This is a genomic window from Pseudomonas koreensis, from assembly GCF_025447595.1.
Classification (GTDB): Bacteria; Pseudomonadota; Gammaproteobacteria; order Pseudomonadales; family Pseudomonadaceae; genus Aquipseudomonas; species Aquipseudomonas koreensis_H.
Genome location: NZ_JAOEJU010000015.1, coordinates 23495 through 47493 on the forward strand (window position 1 = coordinate 23495; position 23999 = coordinate 47493).

The window sequence follows — 23999 nt, forward strand, 5'->3', positions numbered from 1 at the left end:
TGTCATGAATACACTCGACGAGCAATTACGCGATCTGATTCCCAGATTGCGCCGCTTCGCGCTTTCGCTGACACGCAACAGCAGCAGCGCCGACGACCTGGTACAGGCCAGTCTGGAGCGAGCGCTGTCGGCTTGGGGCGACAAACGTGCCGACGGCGATCTGCGCGCCTGGCTGTTTTCGATCCTGTACCGGCAGTTCCTCGATGCGCATCGGCGTTCACGGCGTTATGCGCGGATGCTCGAATTCTTCACCGGCCGCGATGACGCCGAGCCCTCGGTGGAACGTACCGTCATTGCCCGATCGACCTTGCAGGCTTTCGATCGATTGCCCACCGAACAGCGCGCGCTGCTGCTGATGGTGTCGGTGGAAGGCCTGACTTATAAGGAGGTCGCCGAGATTCTCGACGTCCCCACCGGCACCGTGATGTCGCGCCTGTCCCGCGCTCGCCAGGCCTTGCGCCAGCTCAGCGACGGGGAAATCAGCAGCCCTTCCTTGCGGATACTCAAATGATCAGTCTGCCCCCCAACGAACGTGACCTGCACGCCTACGTCGACCACCAGCTCAGCGAGGCCGACCGGCATGTGCTGGAAACCTGGCTCGCCAGCCATCCGGACGAAGCGGCGCAGGTTCGCGCCTGGCAACAGGACGCCCAGCACCTGCGAGCCGCCCTCGGCGGCGCCTTGCAGCAACCGGCCAATCCGGATCTCGATCCGGCGCTGATTCGCCAGCGCCTCAAACGCCAGTCGCGCCGCCAATGGGCCAGCGCTGCGGTGCTTTTGATTGCGGTCAGCCTCGGCGGTGTTGGTGGCTGGAAAGCCCGGGACATGACCGTGTTTCATCCCCCGGCACCGATGACGGACGCCTTGCAGGCGTACCGCTTGATCGCCCAGCAAGGGCTTCTGCCGGCGGATTACAAGGTTGATGGCGACGGCGATATCCAGCGCTGGCTCGACCGCTATTTCACTCAGGCCAATCGCCTGCCGGACCTGACGGCGGCCGGGTTTTCACCGGTCAGTGGCCGCTTGCTGAGCACCGATGAAGGCCCGGCGGCGATGGTGATGTATGAAGACCAGAGCGGGCACAAGGTCAGTTTCTACGTGCGTCCACCGGGACCGAAAAATACCTTCCTGCCCCGGGGCAGCCGCCAGGACGGGGATCTGCAGGCCGAGTACTGGTCCGGCAAGGGCTACAATTACGCAATGGTCAGCCCAACCGATACCCCGGCGGCGAAAATGCTCAAGCAATCCGTGAGTTTCTAGCCGCTTCAGAACCCCACATCCAGCACCACATTGTCCAGGTAGGTTCCAGCGGGCGGTGTGGTCTGGTCGGTGTAGATTTTCGCGTTGTAATTGAAGATCTGGCTGCCGGTGCCCACCCCGTTGCCGGGGTTGACCTCGGCATCACTGCTGGCCCGACGAGCCGCGCCGACACTGCCCCAACGGGTGGTCCCGGCGCTCTTGAAAATGTCGTAAGCCAGATAGTTGCTGCCGGAAATCATCCGTCGCCGCCCGCCGACACTCAGCGCATTCTGCCCGTCGTTCAGCCCCACGGTGTAGGCACTGCCCTTGGTGCAGGCGAGGTTGATGGTCTGCCCGGTTACCGGGGTGAACGCGCTGACCACTGGCGCGCTGCCGAAAGCGATGTTTGGTGCAGTGATGGTGCAATCGTTGGACACCGTCAGGTTGACCGTCAGTGTCGTGGTACCGCTGTTGATGTCCCGCCCCAGGCAAATGCCGCCGATGCCGATCCCGGAGCAGTAGTTCCAGTTCCAGAAGATGCTGAGGGTCTCGGTATACACTCCGGCCGCAACATTGCTGCCGATGGTGGTTCCCAGATACAGCGGCACGGTTCTTGGTACGGTTCCTCCCAATAACCCCAAGGCATCGATGATCCCGTTGCGGGCGAAGTCATAGGCGGTGCCGCGCGTCAGCGGGTAACTGGTGCTGTTGTTGGCGTAGATCGTGTAACCGATCACGTCGCCGGTGGGCCCGAGCAAACCGCTTTGGGTCGAGGTGACGGTGGCCCAGAAATGGTCATTGTTGGTCAACAGCGACAGCAGCGAACCGGTGCAACTCAAGCCTCCATTCAAAGTGGAACTGGGTTGCGAGGTGGTGCGCACGGCGATCGAACTGATGTTCCCGAACCCGGCCGGTGTGGTGGTGACCACCGAACACAGTGCCTGCGCCAGCCCCGGCAGCAGCAACAACAGCCACAGAGCAAGCCGCACCCGGATCATTGGCACACCAGCGGGCCGATCAACGGCACTTCATCCTGCTGCAGATCGACGCTGAATTGCGCCTGGCAGGTCTTGCCGTCCGCGAGGGTGACCCACAGCGAATTCTGCGCCTGAAGATTTTCCAGATAGACCAGCCCGTCCCAACCGACCACCGTTCGCGTGCCGCTCTGTTCGTGCAGCACGCCACTGCCCAGCGGCAACTCCTTCTGCTGCGCATCCACCAGCACGATGCTCGCGGCGATCACCCGGCTCAGCGGAAACTCCAGCAGATAGCCACTGCCCCGGCGTACGGCGACACGCTGTTCGACATTCGGGCTGCGCACGTTGGCCGGCAGGTTCAGCGGATCGATTTCGTACTTGCCGCGGTAATAGGCGCTGCTCCACGGCACCAGCAAGTGGCCGTTGCGGTCGGTCTGGCCGACCTGCTGGTTCTCGTAACGCACCGGAATGTCCGCGTAGCCATCGGTGCTGACCACCACGAACGCATCGTCGATGCGGTTGGCGGCGAACACTTGATCATCCATCCACACCAGCGAACCGCTGGCATCGGCCCAACGGGTTTCGGCGTCGGACGTCCCGTAGACGCCGGCCTGCAATTGCACCGATTGCAGACGCCAGGTCACGTCGGCCTGGCGGTAATCAGCGCCGTCGCCCTTGGCGTAGCCGAGATTGAAGCCCACCCCGCCCTCGGACGGCACGGCGCGACTGTAGTTGACGCGCTGCTGCGTCTGCCCGGTCTTGCTGCGTTCGCTGCTGATGGCCAGGCTGCCGCGCAGATCGAACGGAATCACCAGTTGCGCCTGCACCGCCCAGTTGCTGTCGCCGATTTCGCGGTTGGCCGACAGGTAGAAACTGCTGTTGCGCCAAAGCGGTTTGCTCCAGCTCAGGTTGAGCAACCGCGTACGAGTCTCGTCTGCCGCACGAATGTCGAAATACCCGACGCCGAGACTGCCCCAGCGTTCGAGGTTGAGGCTCAGGGTCGCCTGCTCACTGCGCTTGCTGAGTGTGGTGTAAGGGCTGTCGACCACGGTCAGGTCGGCGTAACGGTCGCGGCGTTGCAGACGCTGATAGGAAAAGCTGTAGCGCTGGCCGCTGTATTGATAGCCGAGGCTCAGTTGCTGACCGCCGTCGCCGTCGAAACGACTCTGGCTGATCGCACTGTTGAAGACCCCGAAGTTGCCCAGCCGCAGGTTGCCGCCCAACCCTCCGAGGGTCAGGGTATCGGCAGCTTCAGCATGACTCTCCAGGGTAAACGTGTCGCTGACGCCATAACGCAGGCTGCCCGAGGTCACGCCCGGCCCATAGCTGAAATCCTTGAGGCCGTAATCCCGGCGCAACGTACCGGCGGCGACAGAGAAGTCGCTCAGGCCCTTTTGCAACAGGCTGCTGGTGACATAGAACGGCACCGTGGTCGACACCTGCCGGCCCAACGCATCGGTCGTGACTACCACCGCCTCACCCGCGCCGTTGATGAACGGAATATTGGTCAGGGTGTACGGCCCCGGTTGCAGGTCGGTGCTGCTGGATTTGTAGCCGTTGATAAACAGATCCACCGAGGACGGCACCGCCGCTTCCCCGGCGAACTGCGGCAGCGGATAGGTCACCAGATCCGGGCGCACTGCAAAATCCCGCGAAAACTGCACGCCGCCCAGCCGCACCGAACTGCTCCAGGGCAAGGCGCCGCTGACCACGTCCCCCGCCTCGTAGGTCAGCATCCGCTCGTCATCGGAGTAGCGCCAGGTGGTGTCGTAACGCAGATAGCCGTTGTCCAGCGTGCTGGCCGCATCCCCCGACAAGGTGCGGCGATATTGCCCGGTGTTCGACAACGTGCCCCAACTGTCGAACACCCGCACCTCGTTCCACGCCGCCAGATAGGTGCCGGCGTCGTCGGTGTCATTGAGGTACAGGTCATAGTTGAACAACGCGCCGAAACTGCTCAGCGCCGGGGTGCGCGGATAGACTTCACGGTTGCCGATGAACTGCTCCGGCAGCCAGTCCGGTGGCACGTCGAGCAGCAGTCGCTGGCTGACGCTGTCGTAATCGCTGTGCAGGCCCGGCAGGCCGTCGAGATCGACTTCGGCACCGGCCTCTTCCGGCAGCTTCATGCCGGTGTCGCGCAATACGCTGGCCGGCAGGAACAGGCGCCCGCCGCGCTGCTCCACCGCCACCACCCGGCCGGTATTCATCTGGTTGACCACCAGTTCCAGAAACAACTGTGCATCGCTGACGGCCTCCATGCCGCTGGGAGGCGGCGGCAGTTCGCCGGCCCCGGATGGATGAATGAACATCAGGCACCACGCGCCGGTCATGAGCCACAACGGACGCTGAATACGTCGAGCCCATCCCGGACTCATTAGCGTGTTACGTCCGTCAATGGACTGATTCCTCCTGAAACCGCTGGTGCCGCAGCCTAAGCACTTCGACATGACTCGCTACGGCTATCGCGCCGGCGGAATGCTCTGCACCTTTGCCGCGCCATTGATCCGCCCGGCCAATTCTCCCGCCACCGGTCCCGGTGCCGGCCAGCGCATCACCGCGCCGGGCAATACGTAGCCGAGCAATCCCTCGGCCAGCGGTTTGCTTTGACCGCCCTGTGTGACGGCCACATCGGTCAGCCGCGCATGCACCGCGCCCTGATTGCGCACTTCCACATAAGGACGACCCTCCACCGCCACCGTGCGCCAGCTCAGTTGCGGCAGACCGATGCCCTTGGGGTCACGCTGACGGGCGCTGTCTTCCTTGCTCCACAGCCCAGCGCCATAGGCGAACAGAGGCACCGAGTAGCGCATCTGGAAGCGGATCGCCGCAGCGGTCTTGCCGTCTTCGGCGACGGGCGGTTGGGCCGAAGGGATTTCATCGATGATGATCCGGTACGCCAGCTCCTGACCTGGCGGCACATCTTTGGTACGGGTCAGTCGCACCAGTTGCTTCTGACCCGGCTCGATCTTCGCCACCGGCGGGCTGCCGATCACCTCGCGTTGATTGCGGTATTGCTCTTCGAAACCGCTCTGACTCCAGCCGAACACGCGGATCTGCAGGTTGGCGGTTTCCGTGCCGCGATTTTCCAGCCACAGCGCACTGGCCTGCTGATCGGCCTCCAGTACCGGATCGATCGGCCAGATCAGCACCGAACTGGCGGCCTGGGCCTTGAGCGTCCCGAACATGACCAGCGCCAGCACGGCGCAACACACGGACGAATAGCGTGACGTGAAAAACCCCATAAACCCACTCCTTGTCATTTCACATCACCACGACAGTTGCACCTGCAACACATCGCTGTATGTCCCCCCGGGCTGATTACCCGGCAATAGCACCTGACCGTAGATCGGCAGACTGATGTTGTTCGCGTCGCTGTAGGCCACCGCCACACTCTGGCCGATACCCAGGCTCTGGCTGTACGCCGCATCGCGAAACAACGCATACGCCACCTTCGCGCTGCCTCCGCTGATCTGCATGCGTCGCCCGCCGCTGTTGTACTGGCCGCCATCGACCGTCATGTTCAGCGCCACCCCAGGCGTGCATTGCAGCGTGACGCCACCGGTCAACGCGACCTGCACCGTGCCGGTGGCCAGCGCTGAACGCGAACCGAAATTCAGCCCGCCATAGTTCGATGCGCCCCCCACCACCAGACAACCCGGCGTCACCGTGGCACTGACCTGAAAACTCTGGCTGGTCACCGCCGCCAACGGCAGCGGCAAGCTGCCCGCACACAGCAGGAGCAGCGCCGCACAGCCATGCCGGCCCATGGCACTAGAACGTCAGTTCAACGGAAATCGTGTCGGTGTAAGTGCCCGCCGGCAGCCCGGCCTTGCCCACCGCCTGACCGTAGATGTTCACGGTCTGCGCCACACCGGTGCTGGCAGCGAGGTTGATCACCCCGTCGATGGCCAGTAATTGCGAGTGCCCGGCGTCGGTGTACAGGTCGTACGGCACGTAGTTGGCGACCCCGTCGTACAGCGCGCGAGTACCGCCCGGCGAGAGCCCGTCATGGGCGCCGGCCCGGACCTTGACCGTCGGGGTGGTGCCGGCCGAGCACAGGATCGACAGCGCCCCGCCCCCGCCGCCCAGCACCTGCCCGGTTGCCGTGGTGAACAGGCTGTTGGCGGTGCCGAAGTTCAACGCACCGAAGTTCAACCCGGTAGAACCGCCGGAACCGTTGACCTGGCAACTGCTGATCAGGATCAGGCTCGAGGTGATCTGACCGGTGACCGTGGTGGCGGCATTGACGCTGGAAGCCAGCGTCAGGCCGAGCAACGACAAACCTATCCTTGATGCAATCGTACGCATGGTGTCCGTCCTCTACGGGGTTACCAGTCGAGCGTCACCGTCAGGGTGTCGGTATAGACACCGGCCGGTACCGCACGGGTGTTCGCCACCACCGAGCCAAATACCGGGATGGGTATCTGTGCGCCGCTGGTGACAGCGAAATTGTGTTGTTGACCGATGCTGTAGCTCTGGCTGCCGGAGGCATCGAGAAACAACTGGTAGGGGAGTGTCTGGCGCCCGTTGCTCAGGCGGCGTGTGGTGCCGTCGCCATGGGTGCCGCCGTCGATGGTCACGGTGAACCCGGTGACCGAGGGGTTGCAGGCGACATTCAGCTGGCCACTGCCCGATTCGCTGAGGCTGGCCTTGATCGGTGCGTTCCAGGTCGGGCCCTGCTGGCCGAAATCGAGAGAGCCCAGCCCGTCCACCGGGCTGGCGGGGCTAGAGGTGTTAGTCACTTCGCAGCCGGCAATCAGCGTCAGCCGCGCAAGGATCTGCCCACTGACCGCCGCCGACGCGACCTCGGTGAACAACAGCAATGTGGCTGTGGCGATTACCCGCCCGTGTCTGCCCATCATTGAGCCCCTACTCCTTCAGGATCACTCGACCACTGCGCTCGTCAATGAACGCCCTTCCCTGCGCCACCCGGTTCCACCGAATGGCTGAAAAAACTCTACGATCACCAGGTGACCGTCACCTTCACCAGATCCGAATACCGGCTGACCCGTGGCACTTCGGCCATCCGCTCGATGCGCCCGTATAACGGCAAGTCCACTGTGCCGCTGTCCGGTACCCGGCCGCTGACCGGCACATCCACCACCAGCGGTACCCGCCGCGCGGCGTCCTGATAGAGGCGATAGGGAATCGGCTTGCTGCCGGCCTCCCCCGCCATATAACGCACTTCGCCGACGCCACCGTGCAGACCGCCATCGACGCGCAACTGGTACGGGGTGTCCGGGTTGCATTCCAGACGTGGCAGACGCGAACTCGTCAGCGCCGCGCCGAGTGGCCCGCCCCGGTCGCCGAGCCGCGCTGTAGTGCCGAAATCGAGCACGCCCAGTTGCTCGATACCGGCCTCGCGTTGCTGGCCGATCAACTGGCAACCGCGCTGCACATCGACCCGCACCTCGACCTGAAGGTCGGCGGCGTGGACCGGTATCGCGATCCAGCCCAGCAATGTCCAGACCATCCCTGCATTCACCGCCTGTTCCTTGATGGCGACAGCATCTGTGTCGTTACAGTGTTTCAGGTTAGCAACGGACGCCGATTGCGCCAGTCGATTGGATCCAGTCACCCGCCGGGATTTGTTTCGAAAGGTTGGTAACACGTCGATTTATAGTGTTGAAAAATCCTGTACACGCCGCGGATTGCTCTACGGAAAAACGATAAAGCGCAGTGGAAGCAAAACTACCCGCCTGGTTAAACTACGCCGCCGCGCTCGGGGGGAGCCGGCCCGATGATGACGGAGTGATTGCAGTGCCCGCCCGACCGCCCGAACGTTCGCGTCTGACTCAACGCTGGTCAGCCTTGCGCCATTTCTTCGGCAAACGCTCCGTTACAAACGCGGGCCAGTGCGCCGCCAGCGCGCAATCGGTGCGTGACTATTTCCGGGACAAGGCTCATGGCCAGGGCTACACCCTCAGCCACAGCCAGCAGCGAGTTATCGATCGCATGGCGCAGCAGGCCGGCCAGTTGTTCGGACCCGCTGCACAAACGCCTCCCAGTCTGTATTTGCACGGTGCAGTCGGACGCGGCAAGAGCTGGCTGCTCGACGGATTCTTCCAGGCGCTGCCGATCCAGCAGAAGCGCCGCCTGCACTTCCACGGGTTCTTCGCCCAATTGCACCAGGGCATGTTCGAGCACCGCGACCGCGATGACGCCCTCGCCGTCACTCTGGACGCGTTGCTGACGGACTGTCGGGTGCTGTGTTTCGATGAGTTTCATGTGCATGACATCGGCGATGCGATGCTCATCACCCGCCTGTTCAAGGCGCTGTTCAAGCGCGGAATCCTGTTGCTGGTGACCTCCAACTACCCGCCCGAAGGCTTGCTGCCCAACCCGCTGTACCACGCGCGGTTCAAACCGGTGATCGATCTGATCAATGCGCGCATGCAGGTGATGGAAGTCGGCGGCCCGCACGATTACCGCAGCCAGGCACGCCGACATGCTCATCAGGTGTTCACCCAGGGCCATTACGTCTGGCCGGCTACTGCGGCACAGCGCCAGGCCTTGAACCTGCCGCTGCTCGACGCCGGAGCGTTGCCTTTGGCGGTCGGCAGCCGGCATTTGCAAGCTCGGCTGTGCGAAGACCGGCGCGTCGGTTTCACCTTCAACGACCTCTGCGAACAGCCCACGGCCGTGATGGATTATCTGGAACTGTGTCGACGCTTCGACCACTGGATCATCGACGAACTGCCGGAACTGGGCGAATGTTCGATCGCCGCCCAGCAGCGCTTCATCAACCTGATCGACGTGCTCTACGACCAGGACAAACACCTGACTTTGCTCGGCCAACGCCCCTTGCACGAAAGCCTCGGCGGCCAGGCGATCGATCTGGCCCGAACCCGCAGCCGGCTCGGGCAGTTGCGCGAAGTGCACGAACCGGGCTGATTTGCCGTTATCATGCGGCCCATTTCCGGCGCCCTGCGCCTTCTCGATAGCGATCCTTTTCATGCACACCCTTGCACAACTGCGCGCCGGCGAACTGTCGGGCATCACCCGGCTGGATCTGGCTGAAGGCCTGACTGAATTTCCGCCGGAGATTTTCAACCTGGCCGACTCGCTGGAAGTGCTCAACCTCAGCGGCAATGCCCTGAGCAGCCTGCCGGATGACTTGCACCGTCTGACGCACCTGCGCGTGCTGTTCTGCTCCGACAATCGGTTCACGCAATTGCCGGCGTGCCTGGGCCAGTGCCAAGCGCTGACGATGATCGGTTTCAAGGCCAACCGCATCAATCAAGTGCCCGGCACGGCGCTGCCGCCAAATCTGCGCTGGCTGATCCTGACCGACAACGCCATCGAAACCCTGCCCACGGAACTGGGCGAGCGCCCGTTGTTGCAAAAACTCATGCTCGCCGGCAATCACCTGCGCACCCTGCCGCCGTCACTGAGCCAGTGCCATCGGCTGGAGCTGATCCGCATCGCCGCCAACCAGCTGACCGAGTTGCCGCAATGGCTGCTGACGTTGCCGAGACTGACCTGGCTGGCCTACGCCGGCAATCCGCTGGAAACCGAAGCCGATGCCGCCGCCCTCGATGCCGCGCCACTGATCGACTGGTCGGCGCTGCAATTGGACCAACGGCTGGGCGAAGGCGCTTCCGGAGTCATTTACCGGGCGCAGTGGCAGTCTGCGAATCAGCCGGCTACGCCCGTGGCGGTCAAGTTGTACAAGGGCGAAATGACCAGCGACGGTTCGCCGCTGCATGAAATGAACGCGTGCATCACTGCCGGTCTGCACCTGAACCTGATCCGCGTCGAGGGCCGCATCGACCAGCATCCCGATGGCCAGCAAGGCCTGGTGATGCAGTTGATCGATCCGAGCTACCGCAACCTGGCCGGATTGCCGAGCCTGGCATCCTGCTCACGTGACGTATATGCCGATGATTGCCGCTTCCGTGCCGATGTTGCCCTGCGCATTGCCCGGGGCATCGCCTCGGTCGCCGGGCATCTGCACCGTCACGGCATCACCCATGGCGATCTCTACGGACACAACATTCTGTTGAACGATCGGGGCGATTGTCTGCTGGGGGATTTTGGCGCGGCATCGTTCCATGCCATGGCGGACACGCCTGAAACACGCGCGCTGCAACGCCTCGAAGTGCGTGCGTTCGGGATTTTGCTGGGGGAACTGCTGGCGCGCATCGACTCGGGGTTGAGCGATGAACAGCGTCAGGCGCTGGAAGCCCTGGAGCAGCGCTGCTGTCAGCCGGAGGTGCTGGCGCGGCCAGGGTTTGCTGAAATCGTTGAGGTGCTACAACCGTATTGACCGCTGCGCGGTCAATCGCGAGCAGGCTCGCTCCCACAATCGACTTGTATCACCCCTGTAAAGGGGGACAACACTGATCAAATGTGGGAGCGAGCCTGCTCGCGATGGCGGTGTTACCGACGCGATAAATCAGCCGGCCAGACCGACAAACATGTCCTGCACGTCGTCATGGTTGTCCAGGCCTTCGAGGAACGCCTCGACTTCAGCCATCTGCTCGTCGCTCAGGCCGCTGACCGGATTCTTCGGCTGGTAGCCCAGTTTGGCGGACAGCACGGTGAAGCCTTGCTCCGGCAGGGCTTTCTGCACCGAGTCCAGGTCAGTCGGGTCGGTCAGGAACAGGGTCGCGCCCTCTTCGCCCGGCTCGAAATCCTGGGCTCCGGCTTCGATCGCGGCCATTTCCGGATCGGCGTCCGGGGTGTCCGGCGACGCTTCGATCATGCCGACATGGTTGAAGTCCCAGGCAACGGAACCGGAAGCACCCAGTTGGCCCTTGCGGAACGCCACGCGGATTTCCGCCACGGTGCGGTTGATGTTGTCGGTGACGCACTCGACGATCAGCGGCACCTGGTGCGGTGCGAAACCCTCGTAGGTCACGCGATGGTACTGAACGGTTTCGCCCAGCAGGCCAGCACCCTTCTTGATGGCGCGGTCCAGGGTTTCCTTGGGCATCGAGGCTTTCTTGGCCTGTTCGACCACCAGACGCAGGTGTGCGTTGGTGGCGGTATCGGCACCGTTGCGCGCAGCAATGGTGATTTCCTTCACCAGTTTGCCGAAGATCTTGCCCTTGGCGTTGGCTGCCGCTTCTTTGTGTTTAACCTTCCACTGTGCGCCCATTACTCACTCTCTTGATCTGTGGCGCCGAGACATCTATTGGCCGACGCATGGCGCCAAGTTTATACGGCCTAAAGTCGGCAATCGACCAAAAATTCCGATGCGCATCGACATCTTCTACGCGCCTTGTAGGGCGATTCTGAAAAACCGGTTTGCCACGTCCATTCAACGTCGCGTTTTCGTACCCTCTGTGGCCCGTATTGCCTGAACAGAGCCCGCCCAAATGCTCAATGACAAGGAAAGTCCGTTTTCGCTGACCCTGGCCGAAGGCGGGATAAGTCTGCCGGTCCTGCGCTTCAGTGGCCACGAAGCGCTGAATCAGCCCTATCGGTTCGAGATCGAAGTCATGGGCCTGGCACCTGCCTGGTCACCCGGCACGCTGTTGCATCAGGCAGCTTTTTTGCACCTGGATGATGACCACGGGATTCACGGCATCATCCAAAGTGCCAGTTGTGAACACCGCGCAACGCACCGGATCGCCTACCAACTGGTACTGGTGCCGCATCTGCAAGCGCTGGAGCACCACCCCGTACGCCGGGTCTTCACGCAACTGAGCGTGCCGGCCATCCTTGAGCAACTGCTCATCGAACATCAACTGCCCGCCCACAGCTACCGGATCGAGATGACCGCCGGCCACTATCCGCAGCGCCCGTTCTGCATTCAGTACGAAGAAACCGATCTGGCTCTGTTGCACCGGCTTTGCGAGGAGGAAGGCATTCACTATCACTTCGAACATCAACCGGACGGCCATGTGGTGGTATTCGCCGATGACAGCCTGAGCCTGCCGCAGCAACCGACAGCGATTCCTTTCAACACGCAGATCGATGCGCCGGCAACCGGCCTCAGCAGCCTGTTCCAGCGCCACGAGGCGGTTCTGCCTCAGATGCCCGCCGGCGTGCGTGAGCGAGGGCAATCGATCGAGGGCCATGAGGCTGCCAATCACACGCTGGGAAGTGCTGTCGCCCCACAAGGATTTTTACCGACTGCGCAACGTCACGTCGCCCAGCGCACTCGCCGCCTGCTGGAGCGTCAACGCTGCCGGTCGCGCTCGATCCAGGGCCGCAGCGATTGCCCGCGGCTGCTCAGCGGGCGCCTGTTGCAAGTCATGGAGCACCCGGTGAGCACTTTCAACGAGCAGTGGCTGATCACAGACTTGCGTCATCAGGGACGCCAACCTTCGATTCTTGAACCTGTGCCCACGGTTCGCCGTTATCACAATGACTTCACGGCGCTGCCTTGGTCGACTCCGTTTCGTCCGCCGCCGAAACAACCGCGCCCGGGCATTCCCGGGTATCACCCCGCGCACGTACTCGGCGTGCCGGGGCAACCGGCGCACGTGGACGAACAGGGGCGGATCGCCGTCCGGTTATGGCCTGACCACCCTGATGCCAATGCAAGTGAAGGACTTTGGTTACCGGTGGTCATGCCTCATGCCGCCGGCCGCCTGCCTCGGGAAAATCTTCCCTGCGCCGGCAGCGAGGTCTGGGTGAGTTTTCTCGACAGCGATCCCGACCGACCGATCCTCTGCCTAGACGCCTGCCAGCCCCGACCGGCACAGCCGAAAGAAACCGAGCCCGACGACGACCTCTTGCTCGACTGGCTGCTCAATCGCTCCGCCCCGCCGCGCTGACGCTCAAGCCTTGTCGGCCTTGCCCGCCGCCGCTGCGAATTTCGCCAGACGCACGTCAAGGTGCCGGGGCCGCCGACCGTGATCCTCGGCGCGCTCCTTGCGGCGAATGGCGTTGCGCACCATCAGCGAGCCGAGATAACGGATCGGTTCGGGTGGAAAGTAACCCAGCGGTCCGTTGACCAGCGGCGAGCGCGTCCAAGGGTTGTCGAGGCCTTGCACCAGCGAAGCGAGAATCTGCCCGCCCATGTGGCACGGCCCGACACCGCTGCCGGAATAACCGAAACCGTAAAAGACGTTGCCGCTGGCACTCATCTGGCCGAAGAACGGCAGGCCGGTGACCGAGCGATCCGAGGGACCGTTCCAGGTTGCGTCGACTTTCACATCGGCGAACGCCGGGAAAAAGTCGTCGAGGCTGCGCTTGAGCAATCCGGTATAGGGCGATGGCTGGTCGAACACCGGCAGCATCCGCCCGCCGTAAGCGAAGGTGTTGCCGCCCTTGCCGAGCATGATCCGACCATCCGGGGTGTTGTGGTAGTAGTGCACGAAAATCCGCGAATCGAGCACGGTGACGCCGCTGGTCAAACCGATTTCCTGCAACAGATCCGGACGCGGTTCGGTGATCAGCATGTCGCTGGAAACGATCGCCACGCTGCGCTCGAACTGCGGGAAAGCACGGGCCATCCACGCGTTCATCGCCAGCACCACGCGGTCGGCGGTCACCCGGCCGTTCGCCGTGTGAAGGCGCGCCGGACGGCCCTCTTCCAGCCCCGTCATCGCCGTGCCTTCATGAATCCGCACGCCGAGTTGTAACGCTACCCGGCGCAAGCCGCGCACCAGTTTGCCCGGCTGCACGCTGGCGGCGGCCGGCGAGAACCAGCCCTCCAGGTGTTTTTCCGAACCGGCCATGCGCTGTACATCGGCGACCGGCCGCTGGGTAAACGAGTTGATGCCGGTGCGCTCCAGCGCCGCAATCACCGCATCGGTCGAGCCGCATTGTGCGCGGTTGGTGGCGGTGTAAAGCGTGCCGTCCAACCGGTAATCGGCATCGATGCCGTACTGCTCGCAGAACTCACCGATGGCGTGGATGCTGCGCTCCGATTCCTTGACCAGCCGCACCGCTTCCTCGACGCCGAACAGCCGCTCAAGGGTGAAATACTTCGCCGACCACGACAGCGCACAACCGCCATTGCGCCCACTGGCGCCGGCGCCGCAGATATCGGCTTCGATCAGCAACACGTCGAGCTCGGGGTTCTGCTGCTTGAGCATGATCGCCGTCCACAACCCGGTGTAACCGCCGCCGACGATGCACACGTCGGTGCGCACATCGCCTTGCAGCGGCGGGCAAGGTTCGGACGTGTCGAGCTGCAGAGCCTGCTCCAGCCAAAACGGTCTCATGGGAATTCTCCAGTCAGTCGGCCACGGCACAGCCTGCCGCGAATGCCGCAGCAGGCCGCGAGGCAGGGTTTATTCAGTTACGCAGGGGTTTGATGGTCAGGGCGCGATTGGGTACGTAGGCACGTGGCTCCATGACGCCGACCGGGCGGCTGTTCCAGTGCGGAATCAGCACCAGCGCCGAGAACAGCGCGCAACCGGCGAACACGATGAACACCGTCACCGAGTCGAAGTAGCCCGGCAGCAAACCACCGAGCACCGCACCGACCGAGCCGCAGCCGTTGACGAATCCCGCCGCCGTGGCGCCGGCCTTGGCCTTGCCGAAGTCGATGGCGGCCGCGCCGCTGATCATCGAGTCCGGGCCGTACAGGGTCAGGCCCATCACGAACAACAGTGCGACCACCAATATCACGCTGCCGGTGTGCAAGGCGCCCATGAACAGCGCGAGGGTCACGGTCAGCGCCAGCAGGCTCAACACGCAGGCCGGCATGCGTCGGGCACCGAACAGTTTGTCCGAGGCCAGGCCGATCATGATCGGGCCCAGCAGCCCGGCCAGTTCAAACGCGGTGGGAATGATTGCCGCGCCGACCTTGCCGACCGAGGGCATCTGCTCGAACACGATCACCGGGCCCCACAGCAGAATCGCGTAACGCGCCGGTTTCAGCAGGAAATACGCCAGACCCAGCACCAATACCGTGCGGTTGCGCAGGATCTCCTTGAGCGGTTCCCAGACACTGAGTTTGCTGTTGGCTTCGGCCTCTTCGGCGCTGATGACCGGTTCCGGCTCCACCGCGGGCAGGCCGACGTCTTCCGGTTTGTCGCGCTGGAAGATGAAGAACAACACCGCCACCACCGCGACCACCGCAGCGCTGGAAATGAACGCCGCGTGCCACGAACCGATCAGCGTGTAAGCCCACCAGCCCGCGAACGGCGACGCCACCAGACCGCCGAATGCATAACAGGAACTCCACAACCCGAGCACTCGACCGCGCTGTTCGGAAGGGAAGAAACTGCCGAGGTTCTTGCACAGCCCTGACCAGCCGGTGGACTGCGCCAAGCCTTGAATCAGCATGCAGGTGGCGAAGATCGGCAAGGTTGCGAAGCTGCCCATCACCAGCGCCGCAGCAGCGGAAATCAGCAGGCCGCCGAGTACCACGACCCGTGGGCCAAAACGGTCGGCAAGCATGCCCCAGGTGAACTGGCCGATGGCGTAGGCCGCCAGGTAAATCGCGTCGAGGTTGGCCATGGCCATTTTGTCGAGGGTAAAGCTTGGGTCTTCGGCGATGCCCAGTTTGGCCACCGAAAAGGCTTTGCGGGTGAAATAGAACGCGGCGTAAGCAAGCCAGGTAATTGCAAAAATCTGCATGCGCCAACGCGCAAGGGTGCCGATGTGCTTGTTCATTGTGGTTCTGACCTCAGGGTGTGAGTGTGCCGGCAGAATCGATGAGTAAACGCCTGTGTTTTTTATTGTTGAGCACTGCGATATCACCCCGTCCCTTCGGCGATATCGGTCAGATGAGTCCTGGTGTTGCACGCACAGGCTCATGGCCAGCGTCGCTGCCCGACCGGGCAGTCAGCGTTGGCGTGAGCCGATCAAAGCAATTACTGTTTAATAAATAAAATCGATTTATCGTATTTCACACATAAGCTCAGCTTGTTACTGGAGTCAGAAATGTCGGTTTCACACGCACAGCTCAAAGCCTTTCATGCCGTGGCCGTGCACGGAAGCTTCACCAAAGCCGCCGAGCGGCTTTATCTGACGCAACCGGCGATTTCCGACCAGGTGCGCAAACTCGAAGAACGCTTTGGTGTGTTGCTGTTTCATCGCAACAAGCGATCGGTACGCCTGACGGATCTCGGCGAGCGCTTGCTGGCAATCACCCAGCGTCTGTTCGTGGTCGAGGCTGAAGCCCAGGAGTTGCTGCAGGAATCCCAGGCCTTGCAGACCGGCAGCCTGATTCTGGCGGTGGATGCCCCGGTGCATGTGCTGCCACAGATCGCACGATTCTGTGAGCGTTATCCGGGGATCAGCGTGAAGATCGAAACCGGTAACACCGATGAATCGCTGTTTCGACTGTTCAACTATCAGGCTGATCTGGCGTTGCTTGGGCGCGATGTCAGCGATGAACGTTTGTTGTGCGTGCCATTGCGCAACGACCCGATGGTGGCGTTCGTATCACGCCATCATCCATGGGCCGAGCGCGAGTCGATCTGTCTGGAGGATCTGGACGACACGCCGCTGGTGCTGCGCGAGCACGGCTCGGTGACCCGCCAGACCCTGGAAGAAGAAATGGCTCGCGCCGGTTTCCGTATTCGCCCGGCGATCCAGGTCGAAGGCCGGGAAGCGGCGCGTGAGGCAGTGGTGGTGGGAATTGGCGTGGGCGTGGTGTCGGCGGCGGAGTTTGGTGCGGACTCACGGGTCTGCGCGCTACCGATCACCGATTGCACCCGGCGGTTGACCGAAACGCTGGTGTGCCTGCGTGAGCAGAGTTCGCGGCGGGTGGTGGCGACGTTTCTCGAGATGGTCCGCGAAAGCCTTGTGTAGTCAGCTCCGGCCCCTTCCCGAGCAAGCTCGGTCCCACACTGGAGCCGCGGCGTGCACAAACCCTGTGGGAGCGAGCTTGCTCGCGAATGGCCGCGATACGGTTATCAGTTGGGGGCCAATCCGAAAAACGCCTGAATCAACCGCAACTCCCGCCGCCGCTCCACGCAGCCGATCATGTGCCGATTGACCAGCCCCTCTCCCGCAATGGGAATCGCGACGACACGGGGATCGTGGCTGACCTCCACCGACGACACCACCCCAACCCCCAGTTCAGCCGCCACCGCTTCCGTCACCGCCTCACGACTGTCCAGTTCCAGCAACACCCGTGGGCTGACCGACGCCTGGGCACAGGCCTGATCAAACGTGCGCCGGGTGATCGAACTCGGTTCGCGCAACACCATGATCACCTGATCCAGTTCCTTGAGCCTGACCTCACCGCTGCGAGTCGTCCACGGATGCCCCGCCGGCACCAGCGCGCAGATCCGCGATTCGCTCAGCGCTTGCAGGTGCAGCCCCTTGCGCGATTCGACTTCGGTCAGCACCGCCACATCAGCATGCTCGGACAACAACGCTGCCAACGTTTCCTGAGCATTGCCCAATCGCAGATTCACCGTGATCCCCGGATAACGTGCCCGCAGGCTCGCAAGCATCGGCATGACCATGTGCGGGCCGTCCGCCGCCACCTCAAGACGTCCGGTCAGCAACTGCCGATTGGCCTCAAGCAACGCCTGCGCCTCTTCGGCCATGCCGAACATCGCCCGGGTGATCGCCGCCAGTTTGGTGCCCTCCTCTGTCAGCTCGACCCGGCGCGCCGTCCGTCGCAAGAGCGTGATCTGGTAATGCTCCTCCAGCGCCTTGATGTGCCCGGTGACCGCCGGCTGGCTGATGAACAACCGCGCGGCGGCACGGGTGAAGCTGCCTTCCCGGGCCACGGCGTCGAAGGCGCGGAGCTGGAACAGGTTCATGGATAACCCTCACTGATGGCTGGCATAACAACAAACAATTTGATTGATGATCCGCCGAATTGCAACGTATGCCCCGTAGCTTCATCCCACAGCGCTATCGCGAGGACACACGAATGAGTACTGCCGCACCCATCCTGCTCACTCCCGGCCCGTTGACCACCTCGGCCCGCACCCGCCAGGCGATGATGGTCGACTGGGGTTCATGGGATGACCGCTTCAATCAACTGACCGCAAGCCTGTGCGAGCAACTGCTGGCGATCCTCAACGGCGCCGACAGCCATCACTGCGTGCCTTTGCAGGGCAGCGGCACCTTCGCCGTCGAAGCCGCGATCGGCACCCTCGTCCCCCGCGACGGCAAGGTGCTGGTGCTGATCAACGGCGCTTACGGCAAGCGTCTGGCGAAAATCTGCGAAGTGCTCGGCCGCTCGTTCAGCACCTTTGAAACCGCTGAAGACGAACCGACCACCGCCGCCGACGTCGACCGTCTGCTGCGCGCCAACAGCGACATTACCCACGTCGCGCTGATCCATTGCGAAACCAGCACCGGCATCCTCAATCCGCTGCCGGAGATCGCCCAGGTCGTCGAGCAACACGGCAAACGCCTGATCATCGATGCCATGAGTTCCTTCGGCGCCTTGCCGGTGGATGCGCAAAAAGTCCCGTTCGATGCGCTGATCGCCGCATCGGGTAAATGCCTGGAAGGCGTGCCGGGCATGGGCTTCGTGTTTGCCCGCAAGGAATCCCTGGCCGCAGCTGCCGGCAACTCCCATTCGTTGGCGATGGACCTGTTCGACCAGCACAGCTACATGAAGAAGACCGGTCAGTGGCGCTTCACCCCGCCGACCCACGTGGTCGCCGCGCTGCACGAAGCGCTGCTGCAATACAACGAAGAAGGCGGCCTTCCGGCCCGGCATGCGCGTTATGCCGCCAACTGCCAGGCGCTGATGGAAGAGATGGGCAAACTCGGCTTGCGCAGTTTCCTGCCCGCCGCGATCCAGGCGCCGATCATCGCGACCTTCCACGCACCGAAAGATCCGCGCTACCAGTTCAAGGACTTCTACGAACGGGTCAAGGCCAAGGGTTACATCCTCTACCCCGGCAAGCTGACACAGGTCGAAACCTTCCGCGTCGGCTGCATCGGCCACGTCACCCCGGCGCAGATGCGCGAAGCCGTCGCGGCGGTGGGTGAAGTGCTGCGCGAGATGGAAGTGCTCGACATTTAAGCCACCCACTGTGGGAGCGAGCTTGCTCGCGAATGCGGTCACACATTCAACCTAGATGCCAACTGACACGACGCCTTCGCGAGCAAGCTCGCTCCCACAAGATCACCAAACTTTCGAATTGCGTGTTATCACAGGAATTTTTGCCATGAACTACAACAACCCAACCCAGCTGCAAGCCGCCATCCTCGACTGGGCCGGCACCGTGGTCGACTTCGGTTCCTTCGCACCGACCCAGATCTTCGTCGAAGCCTTCGCCGAGTTCGACGTCCAGGTCTCCATCGAAGAAGCCCGTGGCCCGATGGGCATGGGCAAGTGGGATCACATCCGTACCCTGTGCGATCAGCCGCAGGTTGCCGAGCGCTATCGCAAGGTGTTCGGCCGCACCCCGACCGACGATGACGTCACCGCGATCTACAACCGCTTCATGCCGCTGCAGATCGAGAAAATCGCCGAGCATTCGGCGCTGATTCCCGGCGCGCTGGAGACCATTGCCAACCTGCGCCAGCAAGGGATCAAGATCGGCTCCTGCTCGGGTTATCCGAAGCAGGTGATGGACAAGGTCGTGGCACTGGCCGCCACCAACGGCTACATCGCCGACCACGTGGTGGCCACCGACGAAGTGCCGAACGGCCGCCCATGGCCTGCGCAAGCGCTGGCCAACGTGATTGCGCTGGGCATCGACGATGTCGCCGCCTGCGTGAAAATCGACGACACCGTACCGGGCATTCTCGAAGGCCGTCGCGCCGGGATGTGGACTGTGGCGCTGATTTGCTCCGGCAACGCCTTGGGTCTGGACTACGAGGGCTATCGCGCACTGGGCAGCGACGCGCTGGCCAGCGAACGCAAGCGCATTCACGCGCTGTTCGAAGGCTCGCGCCCGCACTACATGATCGACACCATCAGCGATCTGCCGGAAGTGATCGCCGACATCAACAAGCGCCTGGCCAACGGCGAGATGCCGCAAAGCAGCTGATTGCGTCCATCGCGGCAAACAAAAACGCCAGTGTCTGCCCGACACTGGCGTTTTTTATGGGCGTTTTCAGTCAAATCGCTGACTCAGCTCAGTGAAAGCTTTTTTAGCCACGGGCAAACGCGCCAAAGGGGATTACAGTTAAGGCATGCCGTCGCAGAACGGCACGCTTGAGCCCTGAACCGTGAGGAACGCCGTATGCCGTGGACAAATTCCGAATCCCGTTACAGCACCGTGTCGATCCTGTTGCACTGGCTGATGCTGGTGCTGTTGGTACTGGTGTACGCCAGCATGGAATTACGCGGGCTGTTTCCCAAGGGCAGCGGCGGTCGCACGCTGATCCGCGAAGTGCATTACATGCTCGGGCTGACCGTGTTTGTGCTGGTCTGGTTTCGCCTGTTCACCCGCAGTCTGGGCCCGGCGCCAAAAATCTTCCCGGCCTCGCCACAATGGCAAACCGCCCTCGCACGCTTGATGCATTGGGCCTTGTACCTCTTCATGATCAGCATGCCGATCCTCGGCTGGCTGATCACCAGCGCCGAAGGTCATCAGGTGATGTTCTACGGTTTCGACCTGCCGTTGCTGGTGAGTGAAGACAAGGTGTTCGCCAAAGACGTCGAGCACTGGCATGTGCTGATCAGCACCATCGGCTACTGGCTGATCGGCCTGCATGCGCTGGCGGGGATTTATCACCATTACGTGGTGCGCGATAACACGCTGCTGCGGATGATGCCCAAGCGCAGCCAGGGTTAACCGTCGAGTCCGCGCCGGCCCTGCAAGCCGCCGGTGTGGATGAAGATCAAGCGTGAACCCCGGGCAAAGCGGCCCGTCTCGATCTGTTGTTTGAGCGCCAGCAAGGCTTTGCCGGTGTACAGCGGTTCGAGGGGAATGCCGCTGGCCTGTCCGGTTTGCGCGATGAATTCAAGCAGCGCCGGATCGACCTTGGCGAAACCTCCACGGCTGGCGTCGATCAGCTCGTAGCGCCCAGCCTCACCGACAATTGCCTCGACATTGGCCGCGACGCCGTGATCGTCGGGCACAGCCATTGCGCCGTACACCGCATGTTGTCCTGCTTCCGCCAAAACCAATCCCGCGAGCGTGGTGCCCGTGCCACAAGCCAGCCACCAACCGTGATAGTCGTCCCAGCCAAGCTTGCCGAGTTGTTGACTGACCTGATCCTTCAATGCCGCGCAACCCTGCGCACCCGGCAACCCGCCGCCACCTTCGGGCACCGGATGCAACGTCGGATATTGCGCCAGCCACGGCTGCCAGAACCCCGGCTCGTGCCGCGCCCGATAACCGCCAAACCCGAGCCAGTGCAGTTGCATGCCGAAATCCTGCAGATCCCTCACCGTCGGCGTGTCCTGCGGATGCCCGCGCAACAGCCCGACCGTTGCGAATCCCAGGCGTTTGCCAGCAGCCGCCAGTGCATGCAGATGATTGGAATGCGCACCGCCCAGGCTGATGATGCCTTCGGCGCCCGCACGGTCGGCGGCTTTGAGATGTTCGACGAGTTTGAACCACTTGTTGCCGCTGATCAGCGGATCGATGCGGTCGAGACGCAGGATCGCCACTTCAATTCCGGCGGCAGTGAGCCAGTCCAGATCAAGCGGTTCGAGGGGGGCTTGAGGTAGCCAGTCAGCGGGGGGAAGAAGCATGGCGACTTTTCATTCTGGACAGAGCCAGCATTCTAGTCGCTCAGAGGACGCCATCGCGAGCAAGCTCGCTCCCACAAGGTTCAGCAGAGCTCACAACATCTGTGAACGACGCAAAACCTGTGGGAGCGAGCTTGCTCGCGATGGTCATCGGCACGCTGAACCTGGTTGCCGCGTTACAGCTCGGCGGCCAGACGCGAACCCTGATTGATCGCGCGTTTTGCATCCAGCTCCGCAGCCACATCGGCGCCGCCGATCAGGTGCACGTTCTGCCCGGCTTCGACCAGACCGTCGTGCAGCTCGCGCAGCGGATCCTGGCCGGCGCAGATGACGATGTTGTCCACCGGCAGCACTTGCGGCTCGCCTGTTTCGCCGATGCGGATGTGCAGGCCTTCGTCGTCGATCTTCAGGTATTCGACGCTGTTGAGCATCTGCACCTGCTTGTTCTTCAGACCGGTACGGTGAATCCAGCCGGTGGTCTTGCCCAGACCGTCGCCGACCTTGGACTTCTTGCGTTGCAGCAGGAACACGTCGCGCGCCGGTGCGTGCGGTGCAGCCTTGATCCCGGCCACGCCACCACGGGCTTCCAGATTCGTGTCGATGCCCCACTCTTTCCAGAACGCGGCGCGATCCTGACTGGTGGCCACGCCTTCATGCACGAGGAATTCCGAGACGTCGAAACCGATACCGCCGGCACCGATCACCGCCACACGCTTGCCGACCGGTTTGCGCTCGAGCAATACATCCAGATAACTCAGCACTTTGGCGTTCTCGACACCCGGAATCGCCGGCAGACGCGGCGCAATACCGGTCGCCAGAATGACTTCGTCGTAACCGCCCTCGACCAGTTTTGCCACGTCAACGCGGGTGTTGAGGCACACCTCAACATTGGTGGTCTGCAGTTTGCGTTTGAAGTAACGCAGGGTTTCGTAGAACTCTTCCTTGCCCGGCACGCGTTTGGCGACGTTGAACTGCCCACCGATCTCGCTGGCCGAATCAAACAAGGTCACCTGATGCCCGCGCTCGGCGGCCACGGTGGCGGCGGACAGACCGGCAGGACCGGCACCGACCACGGCGATCTTCTTGATCTGCTTGACCGGCAGGTAGTTGAGTTCGGTTTCGTGGCAGGCACGCGGGTTGACCAGGCAGCTGGTGAGCTTGCCGCCGAAGGTGTGATCGAGGCAGGCCTGGTTGCAACCGATGCAGGTGTTGATTTCGTCGGCGCGGCCTTCAGCAGCCTTGTTGACGAAGTCCGGGTCGGCGAGGAACGGCCGCGCCATCGAAACCATGTCGGCATCGCCTTCGGCGAGAATCTGCTCGGCGACTTCCGGGGTGTTGATGCGGTTAGTGGTGATCAACGGAATATTCACCGAACCACGCAGCTTGGCCGTGACCTTGCTGAACGCCGCACGCGGCACTTTGGTGGCGATAGTCGGGATCCGTGCCTCGTGCCAGCCGATACCGGTGTTGATGATGGTCGCGCCGGCCTGCTCGATGGCTTTGGCCAAGGTGACGATTTCTTCCCAGGTGCTACCGCCCTCGACCAGATCGAGCATCGACAGACGGAAGATGATGATGAAGTTCGGGCCCACCGCTTCACGCACCCGGCGAACGATTTCCACCGGCAGGCGCATGCGGTTTTCGTAGCTGCCGCCCCAACGGTCGGTGCGATGGTTGGTGTGGGCCGCGAGGAACTGGTTAATGAAATAACCTTCCGAGCCCATGATTTCCACACCGTCGTACTCGGCGGTCTGGGCCAGTACCGAGCAGGTGACGAAATCGCTGATCTGCTTCTCGATGCCTTCCTCGCCCAGCTCTTTGGGCTTGAACGGGTTGATCGGCGCCTGAATGGCGCTCGGCGCGACCTGTTTCGGGCTGTAGGCATAACGGCCGGCGTGGAGGATCTGCATGCAGATCTTGCCGCCCGCATCATGCACAGCGCGCGTGACGATGCGGTGCTTGAGCGCTTCTTCCTCGGTGGTCAGTTTGGCCGCACCGGAATACACGCCGCCCTCGTCGTTCGGACCGATACCGCCGGTGACCATCAGGCCGACACCGCCACGGGCACGCTCGGCAAAATACGCCGCCATGCGTTCGAAACCACCCGGCTTCTCTTCAAGGCCGGTGTGCATGGAGCCCATCAGGGTGCGGTTGCGCAACGTGGTGAATCCCAGGTCCAGCGGGGCCAACAGGTGCGGGTATTGAGTGGCGGTCATCGTTAACTCCACAGCGAGCGATCACGGAAAATGCGGGAGCTCTGCGTCCCCCGTCAGTCATGTTCGACAGATTAGGAGTCGCATCGC

At 62.6% G+C, this 23999-nt stretch carries 22 protein-coding genes; 9 read left to right on the forward strand and 13 right to left on the reverse strand.

All coding sequences use genetic code 11. The features are described from left to right. Nucleotides 1–4 precede the first annotated feature (4 nt). Together N8H71_RS18165 and N8H71_RS18170 are read left to right on the forward strand one after the other, a co-directional pair. Nucleotides 5–511, forward strand: a complete 507-nt coding sequence (locus tag N8H71_RS18165) for an RNA polymerase sigma factor (RefSeq protein ID WP_262195042.1) — start codon at nt 5–7, stop codon at nt 509–511. Next, the gene (locus N8H71_RS18170; protein ID WP_262195043.1) at nt 508–1260 is read left to right on the forward strand and encodes an anti-sigma factor family protein; all 753 of its coding nucleotides are present in this window, start codon (nt 508–510) and stop codon (nt 1258–1260) included. Before N8H71_RS18165 ends, N8H71_RS18170 begins: the two co-directional genes overlap by 4 nt. Nucleotides 1261–1265: 5 nt before the next feature. On the opposite strand, the gene N8H71_RS18175 is transcribed toward N8H71_RS18170, so the two are convergent. The 7 genes from N8H71_RS18175 to N8H71_RS18205 form a co-directional block, all read right to left on the reverse strand. Beyond that, nucleotides 1266–2237 carry a Csu type fimbrial protein gene (locus N8H71_RS18175; RefSeq protein WP_262195044.1) on the reverse strand — a complete coding sequence of 324 codons (972 nt, stop codon included), beginning with the start codon at nt 2235–2237 and terminating at the stop codon, nt 1266–1268. Continuing rightward, nucleotides 2234–4591, reverse strand: coding sequence for a fimbria/pilus outer membrane usher protein (locus N8H71_RS18180; protein WP_262195045.1), 2358 nt, complete (start codon nt 4589–4591; stop codon nt 2234–2236). Before N8H71_RS18180 ends, N8H71_RS18175 begins: the two co-directional genes overlap by 4 nt. A gap of 84 nt (nt 4592–4675) precedes the next feature. Beyond that, nucleotides 4676–5458 carry a fimbrial biogenesis chaperone gene (locus tag N8H71_RS18185; RefSeq protein WP_007951531.1) on the reverse strand — a complete coding sequence of 261 codons (783 nt, stop codon included), beginning with the start codon at nt 5456–5458 and terminating at the stop codon, nt 4676–4678. 24 nt (nt 5459–5482) lie between these two features. Then, nucleotides 5483–5983 (reverse strand): Csu type fimbrial protein, encoded by a 501-nt coding sequence (locus N8H71_RS18190; RefSeq protein WP_262195046.1) that lies wholly within the window; start codon nt 5981–5983, stop codon nt 5483–5485. A 4-nt stretch (nt 5984–5987) separates the two neighbouring features. Next, complete coding sequence (locus tag N8H71_RS18195; RefSeq protein ID WP_007951533.1) at nt 5988–6524, reverse strand: Csu type fimbrial protein; 537 nt, start codon at nt 6522–6524, stop codon at nt 5988–5990. Between the two features lie 20 nt (nt 6525–6544). Continuing rightward, nucleotides 6545–7078 (reverse strand): Csu type fimbrial protein, encoded by a 534-nt coding sequence (locus N8H71_RS18200; protein ID WP_262195047.1) that lies wholly within the window; start codon nt 7076–7078, stop codon nt 6545–6547. A 101-nt stretch (nt 7079–7179) separates the two neighbouring features. Further along, a complete protein-coding gene (locus tag N8H71_RS18205) occupies nt 7180–7689 on the reverse strand; it encodes a Csu type fimbrial protein (RefSeq protein WP_262195128.1) in 510 nt (169 codons plus the stop codon). Between the two features lie 287 nt (nt 7690–7976). On the opposite strand from N8H71_RS18205, the gene zapE reads away from it, so the two are divergent. Next, entirely contained in the window at nt 7977–9110 is a 1134-nt protein-coding gene (gene zapE / locus N8H71_RS18210) for a cell division protein ZapE (RefSeq protein WP_262195049.1), read from the forward strand. Nucleotides 9111–9171: 61 nt separating this feature from the next. Beyond that, nucleotides 9172–10485 carry a leucine-rich repeat-containing protein kinase family protein gene (locus tag N8H71_RS18215; RefSeq protein ID WP_262195051.1) on the forward strand — a complete coding sequence of 438 codons (1314 nt, stop codon included), beginning with the start codon at nt 9172–9174 and terminating at the stop codon, nt 10483–10485. Between the two features lie 129 nt (nt 10486–10614). On the opposite strand, the gene N8H71_RS18220 is transcribed toward N8H71_RS18215, so the two are convergent. Then, nucleotides 10615–11319: a YebC/PmpR family DNA-binding transcriptional regulator gene (locus N8H71_RS18220; RefSeq protein WP_007951538.1), complete on the reverse strand. Its 705-nt coding sequence runs from the start codon at nt 11317–11319 to the stop codon at nt 10615–10617. 220 nt (nt 11320–11539) lie between these two features. On the opposite strand from N8H71_RS18220, the gene N8H71_RS18225 reads away from it, so the two are divergent. Next, complete coding sequence (locus tag N8H71_RS18225) at nt 11540–12946, forward strand: type VI secretion system Vgr family protein (RefSeq protein ID WP_262195053.1); 1407 nt, start codon at nt 11540–11542, stop codon at nt 12944–12946. Nucleotides 12947–12949: 3 nt separating this feature from the next. On the opposite strand, the gene N8H71_RS18230 is transcribed toward N8H71_RS18225, so the two are convergent. Together N8H71_RS18230 and N8H71_RS18235 are read right to left on the reverse strand one after the other, a co-directional pair. Next, entirely contained in the window at nt 12950–14347 is a 1398-nt protein-coding gene (locus N8H71_RS18230; RefSeq protein WP_262195129.1) for an FAD-dependent oxidoreductase, read from the reverse strand. A gap of 67 nt (nt 14348–14414) precedes the next feature. Beyond that, nucleotides 14415–15740, reverse strand: a complete 1326-nt coding sequence (locus N8H71_RS18235) for an MFS transporter (RefSeq protein ID WP_262195054.1) — start codon at nt 15738–15740, stop codon at nt 14415–14417. 270 nt (nt 15741–16010) lie between these two features. Here N8H71_RS18235 and N8H71_RS18240 point away from each other — a divergent pair, with 270 nt between their 5' ends. Continuing rightward, nucleotides 16011–16883, forward strand: a complete 873-nt coding sequence (locus N8H71_RS18240) for a LysR family transcriptional regulator (RefSeq protein ID WP_064380790.1) — start codon at nt 16011–16013, stop codon at nt 16881–16883. Between the two features lie 104 nt (nt 16884–16987). On the opposite strand, the gene N8H71_RS18245 is transcribed toward N8H71_RS18240, so the two are convergent. Further along, nucleotides 16988–17848 (reverse strand): LysR substrate-binding domain-containing protein, encoded by an 861-nt coding sequence (locus tag N8H71_RS18245; RefSeq protein ID WP_262195055.1) that lies wholly within the window; start codon nt 17846–17848, stop codon nt 16988–16990. Between the two features lie 113 nt (nt 17849–17961). On the opposite strand from N8H71_RS18245, the gene N8H71_RS18250 reads away from it, so the two are divergent. The 3 genes from N8H71_RS18250 to N8H71_RS18260 all read left to right on the forward strand — a co-directional run bounded on the left by N8H71_RS18250 (nt 17962) and on the right by N8H71_RS18260 (nt 20794). Beyond that, complete coding sequence (locus N8H71_RS18250) at nt 17962–19071, forward strand: 2-aminoethylphosphonate--pyruvate transaminase (RefSeq protein WP_262195056.1); 1110 nt, start codon at nt 17962–17964, stop codon at nt 19069–19071. 145 nt (nt 19072–19216) lie between these two features. Continuing rightward, nucleotides 19217–20044 carry a phosphonoacetaldehyde hydrolase gene (gene phnX / locus N8H71_RS18255; protein WP_085690094.1) on the forward strand — a complete coding sequence of 276 codons (828 nt, stop codon included), beginning with the start codon at nt 19217–19219 and terminating at the stop codon, nt 20042–20044. A 195-nt stretch (nt 20045–20239) separates the two neighbouring features. Beyond that, nucleotides 20240–20794: a cytochrome b gene (locus tag N8H71_RS18260; protein WP_262195058.1), complete on the forward strand. Its 555-nt coding sequence runs from the start codon at nt 20240–20242 to the stop codon at nt 20792–20794. Here the strand turns inward: N8H71_RS18260 and N8H71_RS18265 are convergent. Together N8H71_RS18265 and N8H71_RS18270 are read right to left on the reverse strand one after the other, a co-directional pair. Beyond that, nucleotides 20791–21699 carry a 1-aminocyclopropane-1-carboxylate deaminase/D-cysteine desulfhydrase gene (locus N8H71_RS18265; protein WP_262195060.1) on the reverse strand — a complete coding sequence of 303 codons (909 nt, stop codon included), beginning with the start codon at nt 21697–21699 and terminating at the stop codon, nt 20791–20793. The two genes, N8H71_RS18260 and N8H71_RS18265, sit on opposite strands and share 4 nt — an antisense overlap. 173 nt (nt 21700–21872) lie before the next feature. Then, nucleotides 21873–23912: an NADPH-dependent 2,4-dienoyl-CoA reductase gene (locus N8H71_RS18270; RefSeq protein WP_262195061.1), complete on the reverse strand. Its 2040-nt coding sequence runs from the start codon at nt 23910–23912 to the stop codon at nt 21873–21875. Between the last annotated feature and the right edge of the window lie 87 nt (nt 23913–23999).

Excerpts from the sequence above, each read along its gene's own strand:
- N8H71_RS18165 (WP_262195042.1), top strand. The coding sequence starts at position 5 with ATGAATACACTCGACGAGCAATTACGCGATCTGATTCCCAGATTGCGC.
- N8H71_RS18170 (WP_262195043.1), top strand. The coding sequence starts at position 508 with ATGATCAGTCTGCCCCCCAACGAACGTGACCTGCACGCCTACGTCGAC.
- N8H71_RS18175 (WP_262195044.1), bottom strand. The coding sequence starts at position 2,237 with ATGATCCGGGTGCGGCTTGCTCTGTGGCTGTTGTTGCTGCTGCCGGGG.
- N8H71_RS18180 (WP_262195045.1), bottom strand. The coding sequence starts at position 4,591 with ATGAGTCCGGGATGGGCTCGACGTATTCAGCGTCCGTTGTGGCTCATG.
- N8H71_RS18185 (WP_007951531.1), bottom strand. The coding sequence starts at position 5,458 with ATGGGGTTTTTCACGTCACGCTATTCGTCCGTGTGTTGCGCCGTGCTG.
- N8H71_RS18190 (WP_262195046.1), bottom strand. The coding sequence starts at position 5,983 with ATGGGCCGGCATGGCTGTGCGGCGCTGCTCCTGCTGTGTGCGGGCAGC.
- N8H71_RS18195 (WP_007951533.1), bottom strand. The coding sequence starts at position 6,524 with ATGCGTACGATTGCATCAAGGATAGGTTTGTCGTTGCTCGGCCTGACG.
- N8H71_RS18200 (WP_262195047.1), bottom strand. The coding sequence starts at position 7,078 with ATGATGGGCAGACACGGGCGGGTAATCGCCACAGCCACATTGCTGTTG.
- N8H71_RS18205 (WP_262195128.1), bottom strand. The coding sequence starts at position 7,689 with ATGGTCTGGACATTGCTGGGCTGGATCGCGATACCGGTCCACGCCGCC.
- N8H71_RS18215 (WP_262195051.1), top strand. The coding sequence starts at position 9,172 with ATGCACACCCTTGCACAACTGCGCGCCGGCGAACTGTCGGGCATCACC.
- N8H71_RS18220 (WP_007951538.1), bottom strand. The coding sequence starts at position 11,319 with ATGGGCGCACAGTGGAAGGTTAAACACAAAGAAGCGGCAGCCAACGCC.
- N8H71_RS18225 (WP_262195053.1), top strand. The coding sequence starts at position 11,540 with ATGCTCAATGACAAGGAAAGTCCGTTTTCGCTGACCCTGGCCGAAGGC.
- N8H71_RS18235 (WP_262195054.1), bottom strand. The coding sequence starts at position 15,740 with ATGAACAAGCACATCGGCACCCTTGCGCGTTGGCGCATGCAGATTTTT.
- N8H71_RS18240 (WP_064380790.1), top strand. The coding sequence starts at position 16,011 with ATGTCGGTTTCACACGCACAGCTCAAAGCCTTTCATGCCGTGGCCGTG.
- N8H71_RS18245 (WP_262195055.1), bottom strand. The coding sequence starts at position 17,848 with ATGAACCTGTTCCAGCTCCGCGCCTTCGACGCCGTGGCCCGGGAAGGC.
- N8H71_RS18250 (WP_262195056.1), top strand. The coding sequence starts at position 17,962 with ATGAGTACTGCCGCACCCATCCTGCTCACTCCCGGCCCGTTGACCACC.
- phnX (WP_085690094.1), top strand. The coding sequence starts at position 19,217 with ATGAACTACAACAACCCAACCCAGCTGCAAGCCGCCATCCTCGACTGG.
- N8H71_RS18260 (WP_262195058.1), top strand. The coding sequence starts at position 20,240 with ATGCCGTGGACAAATTCCGAATCCCGTTACAGCACCGTGTCGATCCTG.
- N8H71_RS18265 (WP_262195060.1), bottom strand. The coding sequence starts at position 21,699 with ATGCTTCTTCCCCCCGCTGACTGGCTACCTCAAGCCCCCCTCGAACCG.
- N8H71_RS18270 (WP_262195061.1), bottom strand. The coding sequence starts at position 23,912 with ATGACCGCCACTCAATACCCGCACCTGTTGGCCCCGCTGGACCTGGGA.